Source organism: Phytoamicus setariae, from assembly GCF_016722925.1.
GTDB lineage: Bacteria > Pseudomonadota > Alphaproteobacteria > Rhizobiales > Rhizobiaceae > Rhizobium_E > Rhizobium_E setariae.
The window spans coordinates 62,488-75,192 of sequence record NZ_JAEQNC010000005.1 but is presented as its reverse complement, the minus strand read 5'-3'; the positions used below and the strand labels follow the sequence as shown (position 1 = coordinate 75,192).

Genomic DNA, 12,705 nt, shown 5'->3' with positions numbered 1-12,705 from the left:
GATCGGCTCAAAATGTAGTTAATTCGGTTCGATTGCCTTTTTCAATGCTGGGAAAGGCTCGGACACCCCAAACGGACGGGATGGAACCAAAATGCAAATGTTGGCGGGCTCCTTTGCGAGATATCTGAAAGTTCTGGTCGCTCTTGCTGGCCTGATGGCGCTGGCTCAGCCGACGCAGGCGGCGAATGCGCAGTATTCGATGCAGGAAATCGTCGATGCCGGCCACGGCTTCTTCGGTTCGACGACAGGCGGTGTGGCGAAGGTCATTGAGAAAGCTTTCCAGACCTACGGCCTGCCGAACGGCTATGTGCTGGGCCAGGAAGGCGCCGGTGCCTTTATTGCCGGCGCGACCTATGGCGAGGGCGACCTCTACACCAAGAATGCCGGTCAACATTCGCTCTTCTGGCAGGGTCCGTCGCTCGGGATCGACTATGGTGGCCAGGGCAGCCGGGTCATGATGCTCATCTACAATCTTCCCGATGTGAAGCTGATCTATTCGCGTTTCGGCGGGGTCAGTGGGCAGGCCTATGTCGTGGCTGGGGCAGGGATGACGGTGCTGAAGAGCCACAATGTGGTGATCGTTCCCATCCGCACCGGCGTTGGCGCCAGACTGGGCGTGAATGTCGGCTACCTCAAGATGACACGCAAAAGCACCTGGAATCCTTTCTAAGGCGATTAAGCCAGCGTCTCTGGTTGCGGAAACTAGCGCCGTGCATCCTCTACAGGGATGCACGGCGTGGTATTTATATATCTATTCTCACTAAAATTAACTCAGGTGATGAATATTGGCAGTGGCTGTACCGTGTGTAACTTGCCGGGCGGTTCTGCCCATGGTTTAAATCGTCCATGGAAACGCGGGTGACAGTTCTTGCTCCCATAGTGTTGGCGGACAGAGTTTCTACGGGTTTGTCGTGATAGAATATGCGCTTCTGTTTGGACTTGGATTTCTGACTGCAATTCTGACGGGGATGCTGTTTGCGCCGGTCATACACCGGCGCATCGTCAAGTTTACCGAAGATCGCATCATGGCAACCATGCCGGTCAGCCCGCAGGAACTGCGGGCGCAAAAGGATATGGTTCGGGCGGAAATGGCGGTTGCGGTAGCGCGAACCGGTCATGACCTCAAGGAAATACGGCATAAGGCGGCAGGACTTTCCATCCGCAATGACGCGCTTGTGGACGAGGCGAGCCGACTGCATGGCGAAAACGTCGATCTCCGGACGATGTGCGAGGAACTCAATGTCCAGGCCGGCGAATTGCGCGCCAGCGTGCGCAAGGAGGAAATGCGGGCGGAGCAGATACGCGGTGTGCTTGTGGCGACCCAGCATTCCGAGCGAATGAAAGAAGCGCGCATCGATGAGTTGCTGCATCGTGTCCAGCGCTTGTCTAGCGATGTCGACAATCTGAAGATCGATCTTGTCACCCGTGATACGGAGGCAGAAAGTTTCCGGGCGCGGATCAACGCTTTGCGCGACGAGCGCGAGTCACTCCGAACGGATGTCAGGGCGCTGACTCAACGCACCAAGGACGCCGAATTGCGGCTCGCCAGGGAAGAAAACCGGGCGATCAAGCTGGCGGACAAGCTGAATGCCGAAGTGTCAGGCAGCGTCGACAAGGATACGATCATCGAACGCCGCGTCAGTGAGATCAATCGTCTCAAGGAGCGGCTGAGAAGTGCCAATGCCGGAGCTCGCGAAGCGGCAAGGGCGTCCAGGACCAATACCGAGGGGCAACCCGATATTACAGCAAGGCTTCGGCCAGGTTCACCGGTTATGCCTAACGAGCTATCGGCGTATATTGCGCCGGAACCCATCATTTCACCGGAGCGCGCAGCAGAATTGTCCGACGATGTTAGAACCCATGCGGCGGCTGCCGCCGACGTACTCCTTCGCTTGACCGATGAAGAAAGCGACGAGGCGATGCGCACGGAGATTGCAGAGATCGCCGCCAAAATGGTCGCTGTCGTCGGCCAGAAGGACGGCGCGAACTCGCCTATTCACAAAATAATTGCGGGCAAGCGGGGCAAGGGGCAGAGCGGGCGCGTGGCGCTGGCCGAGCGAGCGTCAAAGCTACTGTATCAGGAATAGTGCCGTACCGGTTTGGCAAGGCGTCCCGCATTACAGGCCGGCCGTCAATCCCAATCGGGCTGCCTTGACAATCGATGCTGTGAGGTCTGACATGGCATGCTGTACCGAACGGGCCCAATGCCAATGCAGTCTTACGTCAAGCCGCAACCCCGGCGGCAGCTCGACAAGGCTTCCGTCGCGCAACGCCGCTTCTACCAGGGGCAACGGGTTCATGCCCCAACCGATTCCATCCATCGCCGCTCGGACCAGCGCTTGAGGCGCGGGAATCCAGTGCGTCGGCGGGATCAGGCTTAACTGCAACGCTTCCCGCACCCAGCGGATATTGAATTCGTCGTCCGCGTTGTAGGCGAGCGCGGGCGCGGACCGTAGCGCCCCTTCCGTGATGCCCTCGGAAAACCAGCGCTGCATGAAGGTGGCGCTGGCCGTTGCCACATAGCGCATGGTGCCGAGCATCTTGCTATTGCACCCTTGCAGGGGACCCGGGCTGGCGCTGATGGCGCCGCTGACCTCACCCTTACGCAACCAGTCGGCATTCCTGCGTTCGTCATCCAGTATGATGTCGAACAGGCGGCCGTCGATTTCCTTCATCGCATCGGGGAACCATGTTGCCAAGCTGTCGGCGTTGACCGCAATCCGCAGGACGGCCGCCGTTCCGTCGTTCGCGTCGAAACCCAGTTCCCGGTTCAGCGTATGTTCAAGCAGGCCGACCTGGTCGTAATGCTGACACAGGCGCGCGCCGGCCTCGGTCGTCCTGCAGGGCTGTCCGCGAATGACGAGCGCAACGCCCAGTCGCTCCTCCAGCAGCCTGACGCGTTGTGAAACTGCGGAGCTGGTGATGCCAAGTTCACGCCCTGCTTTTTCGAATCCGCCAGTCCGTCTTATTGCCGCGACCGCAGCCAGAAGTGCATAATCTATCATTAGAATTTCTTAAGTCCCGATAGAAATATAAATTTTGATAATGACGGCACACAGATTAGTCAACGCGAAAACGCGGAGACGAAACATGCTGCCCAGCCCATTAGAAAACGTTCTTGCTACAATTGCTTGCCTTAAGGACGGACGCCCTGGTCACACCCGCCTATGCCCATACCAGCCGGGGAGACTTTATCCCGCGTTCGTCGTTGGTCGTTGGGAAATATGGGGATGAGCGGACATGCATGGCCAGCGCTGGCCGTTGCGGCGGGCGCGGCATTTCTGGCAGGCGCCGCAGCGCCGATTGGTATCGCCGCAATTTCCGAGGTCTCGGTGGAGCTTGCGCTGTCGTCACTACCGGTCGGCGTGCAGCCCGCATCGCCGCGTGCGCCTGGCCGGATGACGGAAAACCGCGTTGCCCAGCTTGATGGCTGCGGCGTCTCTTCCTATTGCGGTGCAGCCATAGCCTATCGCGGGATTGCCATGGGTAATCTGCGCGATGAGCCTTCACGTACTCAGGGCGCCACGCAGTTCAGGCCGGTTTACGAAAGGCTGGTGGACGCTATCGAGTAAATGCGGTGTAGGACGCGCCACTTAGATACGGAGCATGGCCGAAGCGATCGAATAGAGTGCGATGCCGGTCGCTGTTGCGGCATTCAGACTGTCGAGCCCCGGCGCCTGGGCGATCCGAGCGGTGCGAACCGAGGCCATGACATGCTGGGGCAGGCCTTCGCCTTCGGTTCCCGTCAGCAGCGCCATGCGCGCCGACGCAGGAATTGCCCTGATGTCGAGTTCACCTCGTGGCGAAAGGCCCCATAGCGCGAAGCCGCGATCATGAAGCAGGCTGATCAGCGTCCCTGTCGTGTCCGTTATCGCATAGGGCACTTTCAGAGCCGCGCCGACCGAGACGCGGATGGCCTTGCGGTACAGCGGGTCGCAGCATTCCCCGTCCAGAAGCACGGCATCCGCCCCGAAGGCCGCGGCGTTGCGAAAGATCGAGCCGATATTGTCGTGGTTCGAGATGCCGGCAGCAGCCACCACGAGCGCACTTTCCGGCAGGCTCGTGACAAGCTCGGAGGCAGATCGGGCATTCGAGCGCGTTCCAAGCGCAAGCACGCCGCGATGGATGTCGAAGCCGGCAATGGCATTCATCACCTGTTTGCCGGCGATGTAGACCGGCACGTCGCCGCGCATGTTCGCCAGGATTTCCGTCAAGCCGTCCAGCCTGTTTTCAAGCAACAGGACAGCCTGCATCTGAAAGCCGGATGCGGCGCGCAGGTCTGCGTCGGCAAGCATGCGCAGCACGACAGTGCCCTCGGCAATGAACTGGCCGTGCTGGCGTCTCAGGTCGCGTTCGCGAATATCCGAAAACCCCGCGATCCGGGGATCGGCGGGGTCGTCGATGCGGATCGCGCGATGTCCGCTCATCTCGGCTATTGGGTCACGATGCTGATTTCGGTCAGCGTCTTGCCGGTGCTGATGTCATGCACGATCATCAGATGCTTGCCGTCCGCGCCGGTGCCCATGAACCAGATCCTGTTGCCATCAACCGTCGTCGTCTCGATGGCAAAGCCCTTCGGCAACGTGGCGGTCTGCGCCGCCGCCACAGGCGCGTTGACAGCAACGGCGGCTGTCGCCTCCTTGGCTGCGGTTGAATTCTTGTTGGCCTTGTAGACAATCGAGCCGAGGACGGCCATAAGGGCCAGAACAATCGCCGAACTCGAAATGAAGAGCAGGCGCACCATTTTCCGGCGGACATTCTCCATAGCCGGATCGAGTGGCTTGTCTTCTTCTTCCTGGATATTCGGGTTGGTCATGGCAATTCCTGAACTGGATTTCATATCGATGTCAGCTTCCTTTAACGGAGACGATGCAATTGGAAAAGTGCTTGTTGCCGATGAAGCGGCAACGGGGCGGCTGGATGCATGGCTGGCAGCCGCACTGGGTGGCGAATTCTCGCGAAATCGCATCAAGGCGCTGATTGAGGGCGGCGATGTCCGGCTCAACGAAAAGCCGGTCATGGAGCCAAAGCACAAGGTCCATCCCGGCGACCGTATCGAGATCGTGCTGCCCGAGCCGGAGGATCCTATTCCGCAAGGCGAGGACATTCCCTTGTCGGTTCTGTATGAGGACGAGGATGTCATCGTGGTGGTCAAGCCCGCCGGACTGGTGGTGCATCCCGGCGCCGGCAATTGGACGGGCACGCTCGTCAATGCGCTGATCCATCATTGCGGCGCAACACTCTCTGGTATTGGCGGTGTTCGTCGTCCAGGAATCGTCCATCGGCTGGACAAGGAAACCAGCGGCGTCATGGTTGCCGCCAAGAACGACCTTGCCCACCGCAGCCTCGCCGACCAGTTTGCCGATCATGGCAAGACGACCGCCCTGGAAAGGGCCTATCACGCCGTCATCTGGGGCTTGCCGCGACCGTACAAGGGCACAATTGACGCAGCCCTCGGCCGCTCCAGCGACAGGGTCAAGCGGGCGGTGAAGAAAGACACCAGCCCCGATGCGCGTCATGCGGTGACTCACTACGAGGTTGTCGAGCGCTATCATGAAAAGCCGGATGCGACAGCGCTTGCCGCCAGCGTCCGCTGCCATCTGGAAACCGGACGGACGCACCAGATCCGCGTGCATATGGCGCATATCGGTCACCCGCTCGTCGGCGACCCGGAATATGGCGGTGCGTTCCGCACCAAGTCCAACCGGCTGCCGGATGCAGCCAAGTCGGTCGTTTCGAGTTTTCCACGACAAGCACTTCACGCCTATCTGCTGCAGTTCGAGCATCCGAGGTCAGGTGAGATCATGCGTTTCGAGGCGCCGCTGCCTGAGGATATGCTGGCCCTTATCGAGGCGCTAAAGGGCTGATAGCATACGGAATAATAAGGTTTTCTTATATTTCACAAATTTGTGAAGTCTTGTGCCTTGAAAGTGCCGCATGTAGACCATAAATCAGACACGTGGACCGGGAGAACCCCCGGCCAATTACGGCTTGCCTAAAAGGAAGCCGAAGGAGAGGGGTGCTTAATGGCCCGTAGTTCGATGCCGATGTTGACTGCCGGAGAAGGCGGTCTCAATAGATATTTGGATGAAATCCGACGTTTTCCGATGCTTGAGCCGCAGGAAGAATACATGCTGGCCAAGCGTTATGCGGAACACGAAGACCGCACTGCCGCGCACAAGCTGGTCACCAGCCATTTGCGTCTCGTTGCCAAGATCGCCATGGGCTACCGTGGTTACGGCCTGCCGATCGGTGAGGTGATCTCCGAAGGCAATGTCGGCCTCATGCAGGCGGTCAAAAAGTTCGAACCCGATCGTGGTTTCCGTCTCGCTACATATGCTATGTGGTGGATCAAAGCGGCTATTCAAGAGTATATCTTGCGCTCGTGGTCGCTCGTGAAAATGGGTACCACTGCGAACCAGAAACGTCTGTTCTTCAATCTGCGACGGCTGAAGGGCAAGATCCAGGCGATCGACGACGGCGATCTGAAACCCGAGCAGGTCGCGGAAATCGCCACCAAGCTCAAGGTGTCCGAGGAAGAGGTCATTTCGATGAACCGTCGCCTCGGCGGTGATGCCTCGCTCAACGCCCCGATCAAGGCTGCGGACGGCGATGCCGGTCAGTGGCAGGATTGGCTGGTGGACGACCATGACAGCCAGGAACAGATCCTGATCGAGCAGGACGAGTTGGATACGCGCCGCGCCATGCTATCCAACGCGCTCAAGGTGCTGAACGACCGCGAAAAGCGCATCTTCGAAGCACGCCGCCTTCGCGAGGAGCCGGTGACGCTGGAAGAATTGTCGTCGGAGTTCGACATCAGCCGCGAGCGTGTGCGCCAGATCGAAGTTCGTGCGTTCGAAAAGGTGCAGGAAGCCGTAAGGCAGGCAGCGCTGGATCAGGCAAAGGCGCTGCGCGTCGTCGAGCCGAGCTGAGCTTTACCTATCGAGATACCCAAGCCGCCCGGGCGAAAACCCGGGCGGCTTTTTGTTGACCGAAGGTCGGTCCGACGGCGAACGGGACAAAGTTTCTCCACCGGACCACCGCCGGTCAAAGGTCGAAGCTGCTCGCCCGAAAAGTTACGGCATCGTCCAGATGGATCATGAAGTCGGCCTTGCCGTCGCCATTGGTGTCACCCATCACCCAGGTGTCGCTCCTTTCATTGACCACACGCAACTGGCCGGCTTTCTCCGAAAAAGCTTTGGACCCGATGAAGCTGAACTTGTCGTCACTGGTGGTCGCGGATCTGGCGTCGATGTCGGAGAGATCGATCAAGTCGCCCTGGGCGTTGCTGAAGTCGTAGATCGTATCAGCAGCCTTCTTGCTTGTCGCCGTATCGCCTGTGGCGAAAACGAAGCTGTCGGCAGAGGCGCCTCCATAGAGCTTGTCGGTGCCGCCACCGCCAAGGAGCACATCCTTGCCGGCATTGCTTTCGATCGTGTCGTTTCCGGCCAGCCCGTAGAGCCAGTTGGCACCACCATTGCCGGCGAGCCGGTCGGCAAAGGTAGAGCCCGCGAGATTCTCTATGGAATTGAAGGTATCGCCCATTGCGTCGCCGGTGTTGAGGGCCGAATTCGTCAGGCTCACGGTCAGCCCACCGGTCGCGTAGGAATAGGCGACCGTGTCGTTGCCGCTACCGCCGATCAGGCTGTCTGCACCGCCAATTCCGTGCAGGGTGTCGTTGCCGCCGCCACCATCCAGCGTATCCGCCAAAGCCGTGCCGACATAGTACTCGTCCTTGTCGGTACCGACCCAGTTTTCAGCGCCCTGACGCACATCGACCATCCGTGAGAGCAGCTTGTAGCCATTGCCTGCACTGTCCCAGGTGACGACGACGCGCCCGTCCAGCATCTCGGAGGCTTCGACACGAGAAATATCGGTCGAGGTCTGGTCGGAGATCTGGAACTCGTCGCCGATCTTTTCTCCGGTTGCGCTGAACAATTGCCCGAGCACGTCGTCATTGCCGTCGAAGCCGCCATCGTACCAGACGACAAGGAAGTTGCCGGATTTCAAGCCGACGACCTGCGGCATTGTAGTCCAATGCTGGTGAGCTGATGTATTGACCTTGAATTCAGGTCCGTCGTTGATCGATCCACGAATTTCATAGGCGCCGGATGAAACGAATTCGCTCCAGACCGTCATGAAATTGTTGCCGGTCGAGTATGCAACATCAGGCGTGCCGTGGAACTCATGGTAAGTTCCCTCGTCGGCGCGATAATCACCGAGGCCACCAAATTCGTAGCCCTTGATGCCGTCCGTGTCGTTGCTTCCAGTTCCACTGAGATTGTCATCCCATACGACATTGATCCGCGTGCCGTCTCGGTTGATGGCGATCGCGGCGTTGGAGTCGGCGCCCCAGTCGTCGCCTAGCCGGGTTGGCAGGTCAAGCGGCTGGCCATCGGCCCCGAAGTGCTGGATCCGCGGCACATAGGTCCGTGTGACGCCTGGGCCAGGATCGTTGTCATAGCCATTGTCGTCCCACACGACATAGAACCCGCCTTGCCCGTCACCGGCGATGTCGGGTCGCTTTGCCAGCGCTTCGGGCGGCACGTCGGCATTCGTGTGAACGGGCTCGCCAAGCGCATTGCCGTCGGCGCCATAGACGCGGTGATACACGTTCTCGCCGGCGCCGGCGCGTGTCGACCAGACGATGGCAAACCCTCCGCCCTTCAGGGCGGCGATGTTTAAGTTGCCGTGATCGATGATGCCTTCGTCGTTCGGATTGGCGATCGTCTCGGTTTTGGAGATCGTTCCGTCGGCATTGTAAATCACAAAGGCGAGGGAGCCCTCGGCAAGCGAACTGCTCCGGTAGATCGCGACGTAGCGGCCATCGTCAAGCGCGGTAACCGCCGCAGCGTTCTGCCCTCCTATTGCGGGGCCGATCTGATATGAGGATCCAGTGAATGTCGGTGTCGGCAATGTGGTTTCTCCGCGTAACTGGGTTGTTCCGTTGGCCCACGCGGTCGCGCCACGTCGAGCCAGTTGGCTCGTATACGGCAGTCGATGAATATGTCTCTTGGTCCAGAGCGCACCGATCCTGCACAAAGCGAACTCTGCGGCGATCGGTTGAGATTTGAGACGAAATGGCGAATGCTCAGCGGACTGGCGCTGGCGGCTGGACAAGCGGCTTGTTAGCGCGGCTTGCGTATGGCGGCTGCCCTCACATCCGACGGCGTCATGCCGTAGCGGCTACGGAAGGTGCGGTTGAAATAGGACAGGTCGCTGAAACCGCACTCGTAGGCGATGGCCGAAATAGCCAGTCGGGGCGGGTCCGACTTTTCGAGACGGCGCAAGGCGAGTTCGAGCCGGCAGTTGCGCAGGTACTCGGAAAATGTCGAGCCCTCTGTCTCGAAAAGCCTCTGCAGGTAACGCGGCGAAATCGCCTGGGTCTGGGCTATCGCTGCAATGACGAGGTCGGGTTCGTGCAGGCGTTTGGAAATCGCCTGCTTTGCGAGCGCCAGCCGCGCTGCGCCAATACTGCGCTCGCTGCGGCCGGTATCACCCGTCGCGACCCCCGACAGCGCCAAAGCAGCAAGCTCGTAGAGATGGTTCGATACAAGGCCGGCGGCCTTGTCGTCATGAGCGGGCGCCTGGCGAAGAAGATTGGCATAGCCAGCCAGCAAGCCAAGCCCCGGTGTATCGGTGGGGACGCGGTAGTATGGTTGGCTGTCGATGCGCGGAAAAAGCCTGGAGAGTTGTTTCCGGCCAAGTGAGATGACGGAGACCGTTGTCTGAGGAAGCCAGAACTCCGACAGATGTGCATCGCTGACAAGCATCATTTCGCCAGCGCGGACCTTGATCGGCTGTTTTCCTTCGATGGACAAGTCATGGTCCTGGTCGTGGATGGTCAGCAGATAGTCCTCGCAACCGTCGGCGATGAGTTCGCGGCTGCGCTTGCCCGCCAGAGGGGAGTAGCGCCCCGTGCCAATGGCTGCGCCTTTGGCAAGACGCATCGCCGCCAGCTCTATGCGCATCTCGCGGCCGTCGAGTGGACTGAACTGACGCCGTGCCACATGCCGACCGATGAAATCGTGCAGCACCGCCATCCGATCGCGTTCCGGTACATGATCAGTCGAAAAATACTGCATGCTCGAATCACCCGATAAGATTGTTATGTCAGCGACGTCATGGCTGGGATACGCGTTGCCAGCTACAGGAAAACTAGTAATGGCGGTCGCGCACGTTGACAATCAGTCGATACGAAATCGGCACGTGCCAAAAGTGGTTCGATGAAAACGAACGCCCTTCAGGAAAGAGTAGGCCAAAACAAAAAGTGGAGAAAATTGTAGTGGTGCCCAGACGCGGATTTGAACCACGGACACGCGGATTTTCAATCCGCTGCTCTACCAACTGAGCTATCTGGGCATCTTTGCTTACTGCAAACTTCTCTGTGAGAGTGTTTGCCGGGGCTTGGTTTTCCCCGGGAGCGAGCGGGGTTATAGCAGCTTGTCGGAGAGTCGCAACCCCCCTGATCGTTTTTTTTCAATTATTCTCAAGGCGATGAAAAGGCACGGTTTTTCAGCTGCGGTCGCGGCCACTGTCGTCAAATTCGTCGTCGGCTTTCGTCTCATCCTCAGTGACGGGAATCGCATAGGAGCCCGACAGCCAGCGTGACAGGTCGAGGTTGCGGCAACGCTCCGAACAGAACGGATAGGAATCGCGCGACGACGGCTTGCTGCATTCGGGGCAGGGGCGCGGCTTGCGCAAGGGGGCTACGGTGGCATCGGCCATGATCAGCCCTCCTGCCATTTCTCGTGAAAGCGGAAGCCTTCCCCGGTCAGCAACTGGATGGTTTCGCTCAACGGCAAACCGACAACGGCACTGTAAGAGCCCGAAAGCTTCTGGATGAAGGTTCCTGCGAATCCCTGGATCGCGTAGCCGCCGGCCTTGCCGCGCCACTCGCCGGACGCGAGATAGAACTTCAGTTCCTGCATCGTCAGCCGCTTGAAGCGAACCTTGGTCTCGATCACCTTGACGCGGGACGTACCCTGCGGCGTGATCAGGCAGATACCGGTATAAACCCAGTGGCTGCGACCGGACAGAAGATGCAGCGACGAGGACGCCTCTTCCAGATACTCCGGTTTGCCGAGAATGCGCCGGCCTACCGCCACGACGGTATCGGCAGCGAGAATAAACGAACCCGCCCATTGCGGATCTGTTCGCAGGGACTGAAATGCAGCCTCGGCCTTGTCATGGGCGAGCCGACGCGCCAACGACCGTGGATGCTCGGCACGCCGGGGCGTTTCGTCGAGATCCATGGGCAAAAGCTTGTCGGGCGTAATGCCGGCCTGCGCGAGAAGATCCAGCCTTCTCGGCGAACCCGATGCCAATATCAGCCGCTGTGTCAGCAAAACCGGTTTCCTGCGCTCGTCTCTGATCGTTTACTTGAAGCGATAGGTGATACGGCCCTTGGTAAGGTCGTAAGGGGTCATCTCGACAAGCACCTTGTCGCCGGCGAGAACGCGGATGCGGTTCTTGCGCATGCGGCCGGCAGTGTGCGCGATAATCTCGTGCTCGTTCTCCAGCTTCACGCGGAACGTGGCGTTTGGCAGCAATTCAGTGACGATTCCCGGAAATTCCAGTACTTCTTCTTTCGGCATATTTGGGGTGTCTTCCTAGAGTTTTTATCGAGGATGCCCGATCGGCTCCTCGCGAATTCGCGCGGAAACTACACAAAAGTCATGGCTTTGTGAACTGCCCGGGCAGCGGTATTTATGACTAAATGACTGGTTGTGCAAGTAATCGGCGGTATTTTCAGGGCGAGACCTCAACCGGGGACTTTGCCAGCCGTTTGAGGATCAACTGCGTGAGGTGATCGCGAACGCCCCGATAGGCATCCAGGATCTGTTCGCGCGTGCCTGTGACCACGGTTGGATCGGGGGTTGGCCAGTAGGCAACATCCACTGCCCACGAGCGGGTCATTTCAAGCGCGGCATGGTGAGCTTCGGGGGCAAGCGTGACGATGAGGTCGAAATAGTCGTCTTCGAGATCATCGAGCAGATGCGGCTGATGGCGGCCGATCGTCAGCCCGATCTCGTCGAGCACCGCATCCACGAACGGGTCCCTCTCGCCGCGCCGGACGCCCGCCGAAGCGACGTAAACACTTTGCGGCAGGTAGTGGCGGGCGATTGCTTCGGCCATCGGCGAACGGATGGAATTCATGCCGCACATGAACAGGACGGCACTGTGAGGCCTGTCAGGAGAAGGTGCTCCGGGAAGCTCCATCCGGCTCAGCCCCGCCAGTAGAGCACGCAAACCAGCGTGAAGAGCCGGCGCGCGGTGTCGAAGTCCAGCGTGATCTTTCCCTTCAGTCGATCTTCGAGTGTCTGCGACCCCTCGTTATGGATGCCGCGTCTGCCCATGTCGATCGCTTCGATCTGGCTCGGCGTCGAGGACCGTATCGCCTGGTAGTAGCTTTCGCAGATCATGAAATAATCGCGAATGATGCGGCGGAAGGGCGTGAGTGACAGGATATGTGTCGCAACAGCCCCGCCCGATTCCGTAAGGATTGTGAAGACGAGCTTCTTGTCGATCAGCGAGAGTTTAAGATGATAGGGACCGCCGGCATGGCCGTTCGGTGCAAACGAGTTTTCCTCCAGCAGATCGAAGATCGCCACCGCACGCTCATGTTCGACATCGGGGGTCGAGCGGCCGATGGACTCGTCAAGAGTCACATCGGTCAGCCGGTAGGCGCCGTTTGCGGCCATC

The 12,705-nt window shown here is 59.3% G+C and carries 15 protein-coding genes and 1 tRNA gene; 5 read left to right on the top strand and 11 right to left on the bottom strand.

Annotated features, from left to right (window positions below):
- Nucleotides 1-154 precede the first annotated feature (154 nt).
- Both JJB09_RS10190 and JJB09_RS10185 read left to right on the top strand, forming a co-directional pair.
- Entirely contained in the window at nucleotides 155-670 is a 516-nt protein-coding gene (locus tag JJB09_RS10190; protein WP_246748676.1) for a DUF1134 domain-containing protein, read from the top strand.
- Between the two features lie 241 nt (nucleotides 671-911).
- On the top strand, nucleotides 912-2,087 hold the full coding sequence (locus JJB09_RS10185) for a hypothetical protein (protein WP_201657048.1): 1,176 nt from the start codon (nucleotides 912-914) through the stop codon (nucleotides 2,085-2,087).
- Between the two features lie 30 nt (nucleotides 2,088-2,117).
- On the opposite strand, the gene JJB09_RS10180 is transcribed toward JJB09_RS10185, so the two are convergent.
- Nucleotides 2,118-3,005, bottom strand: coding sequence for a LysR family transcriptional regulator ArgP (locus JJB09_RS10180; RefSeq protein ID WP_201657045.1), 888 nt, complete (start codon nucleotides 3,003-3,005; stop codon nucleotides 2,118-2,120).
- Between the two features lie 225 nt (nucleotides 3,006-3,230).
- On the opposite strand from JJB09_RS10180, the gene JJB09_RS10175 reads away from it, so the two are divergent.
- On the top strand, nucleotides 3,231-3,572 hold the full coding sequence (locus JJB09_RS10175) for a hypothetical protein (RefSeq protein WP_201657042.1): 342 nt from the start codon (nucleotides 3,231-3,233) through the stop codon (nucleotides 3,570-3,572).
- A gap of 21 nt (nucleotides 3,573-3,593) precedes the next feature.
- Here JJB09_RS10175 and JJB09_RS10170 read toward each other — a convergent pair whose 3' ends face one another.
- The gene (locus JJB09_RS10170; RefSeq protein ID WP_201657039.1) at nucleotides 3,594-4,427 is read right to left on the bottom strand and encodes a TrmH family RNA methyltransferase; all 834 of its coding nucleotides are present in this window, start codon (nucleotides 4,425-4,427) and stop codon (nucleotides 3,594-3,596) included.
- Between the two features lie 5 nt (nucleotides 4,428-4,432).
- Entirely contained in the window at nucleotides 4,433-4,816 is a 384-nt protein-coding gene (locus JJB09_RS10165; protein ID WP_201657036.1) for a hypothetical protein, read from the bottom strand.
- 28 nt (nucleotides 4,817-4,844) lie between these two features.
- On the opposite strand from JJB09_RS10165, the gene JJB09_RS10160 reads away from it, so the two are divergent.
- Both JJB09_RS10160 and rpoH read left to right on the top strand, forming a co-directional pair.
- A complete protein-coding gene (locus tag JJB09_RS10160; RefSeq protein WP_246748662.1) occupies nucleotides 4,845-5,867 on the top strand; it encodes an RluA family pseudouridine synthase in 1,023 nt (340 codons plus the stop codon).
- Between the two features lie 159 nt (nucleotides 5,868-6,026).
- Entirely contained in the window at nucleotides 6,027-6,932 is a 906-nt protein-coding gene (gene rpoH, locus JJB09_RS10155; RefSeq protein WP_201657030.1) for an RNA polymerase sigma factor RpoH, read from the top strand.
- A gap of 115 nt (nucleotides 6,933-7,047) precedes the next feature.
- Here the strand turns inward: rpoH and JJB09_RS10150 are convergent, their stop codons facing one another.
- The 8 genes from JJB09_RS10150 to JJB09_RS10115 all read right to left on the bottom strand — a co-directional run bounded on the left by JJB09_RS10150 (nucleotide 7,048) and on the right by JJB09_RS10115 (nucleotide 12,704).
- Nucleotides 7,048-8,916, bottom strand: a complete 1,869-nt coding sequence (locus JJB09_RS10150; protein WP_201657029.1) for a calcium-binding protein — start codon at nucleotides 8,914-8,916, stop codon at nucleotides 7,048-7,050.
- Between the two features lie 212 nt (nucleotides 8,917-9,128).
- On the bottom strand, nucleotides 9,129-10,085 hold the full coding sequence (locus JJB09_RS10145) for an AraC family transcriptional regulator (RefSeq protein ID WP_201657027.1): 957 nt from the start codon (nucleotides 10,083-10,085) through the stop codon (nucleotides 9,129-9,131).
- 201 nt (nucleotides 10,086-10,286) lie between these two features.
- A tRNA-Phe gene (locus JJB09_RS10140) sits at nucleotides 10,287-10,362 on the bottom strand.
- A gap of 153 nt (nucleotides 10,363-10,515) precedes the next feature.
- Nucleotides 10,516-10,728 carry a DNA gyrase inhibitor YacG gene (gene yacG / locus JJB09_RS10135; RefSeq protein ID WP_246748661.1) on the bottom strand — a complete coding sequence of 71 codons (213 nt, stop codon included), beginning with the start codon at nucleotides 10,726-10,728 and terminating at the stop codon, nucleotides 10,516-10,518.
- Nucleotides 10,729-10,730: 2 nt separating this feature from the next.
- The gene (locus JJB09_RS10130) at nucleotides 10,731-11,348 is read right to left on the bottom strand and encodes a Maf-like protein (RefSeq protein ID WP_210341703.1); all 618 of its coding nucleotides are present in this window, start codon (nucleotides 11,346-11,348) and stop codon (nucleotides 10,731-10,733) included.
- Between the two features lie 30 nt (nucleotides 11,349-11,378).
- Nucleotides 11,379-11,597: a translation initiation factor IF-1 gene (infA, locus tag JJB09_RS10125; RefSeq protein ID WP_003545338.1), complete on the bottom strand. Its 219-nt coding sequence runs from the start codon at nucleotides 11,595-11,597 to the stop codon at nucleotides 11,379-11,381.
- Nucleotides 11,598-11,751: 154 nt separating this feature from the next.
- On the bottom strand, nucleotides 11,752-12,222 hold the full coding sequence (locus tag JJB09_RS10120) for an arsenate-mycothiol transferase ArsC (RefSeq protein WP_201657023.1): 471 nt from the start codon (nucleotides 12,220-12,222) through the stop codon (nucleotides 11,752-11,754).
- Nucleotides 12,223-12,227: 5 nt separating this feature from the next.
- Nucleotides 12,228-12,704 (bottom strand): UPF0262 family protein, encoded by a 477-nt coding sequence (locus JJB09_RS10115; protein ID WP_201657021.1) that lies wholly within the window; start codon nucleotides 12,702-12,704, stop codon nucleotides 12,228-12,230.
- Nucleotide 12,705: the final 1 nt, after the last annotated feature.

Bases quoted from the DNA above. Each gene is read 5' to 3' on its own strand.
- JJB09_RS10120 (WP_201657023.1), bottom strand. From the start codon at position 12,222: ATGGAGCTTCCCGGAGCACCTTCTCCTGACAGGCCTCACAGTGCCGTC.
- infA (WP_003545338.1), bottom strand. From the start codon at position 11,597: ATGCCGAAAGAAGAAGTACTGGAATTTCCGGGAATCGTCACTGAATTG.
- JJB09_RS10190 (WP_246748676.1), top strand. From the start codon at position 155: ATGGCGCTGGCTCAGCCGACGCAGGCGGCGAATGCGCAGTATTCGATG.
- JJB09_RS10180 (WP_201657045.1), bottom strand. From the start codon at position 3,005: ATGATAGATTATGCACTTCTGGCTGCGGTCGCGGCAATAAGACGGACT.
- yacG (WP_246748661.1), bottom strand. From the start codon at position 10,728: ATGGCCGATGCCACCGTAGCCCCCTTGCGCAAGCCGCGCCCCTGCCCC.
- JJB09_RS10165 (WP_201657036.1), bottom strand. From the start codon at position 4,816: ATGACCAACCCGAATATCCAGGAAGAAGAAGACAAGCCACTCGATCCG.
- JJB09_RS10145 (WP_201657027.1), bottom strand. From the start codon at position 10,085: ATGCAGTATTTTTCGACTGATCATGTACCGGAACGCGATCGGATGGCG.
- JJB09_RS10160 (WP_246748662.1), top strand. From the start codon at position 4,845: ATGTCAGCTTCCTTTAACGGAGACGATGCAATTGGAAAAGTGCTTGTT.
- rpoH (WP_201657030.1), top strand. From the start codon at position 6,027: ATGGCCCGTAGTTCGATGCCGATGTTGACTGCCGGAGAAGGCGGTCTC.
- JJB09_RS10115 (WP_201657021.1), bottom strand. From the start codon at position 12,704: ATGGCCGCAAACGGCGCCTACCGGCTGACCGATGTGACTCTTGACGAG.
- JJB09_RS10170 (WP_201657039.1), bottom strand. From the start codon at position 4,427: ATGAGCGGACATCGCGCGATCCGCATCGACGACCCCGCCGATCCCCGG.
- JJB09_RS10175 (WP_201657042.1), top strand. From the start codon at position 3,231: ATGAGCGGACATGCATGGCCAGCGCTGGCCGTTGCGGCGGGCGCGGCA.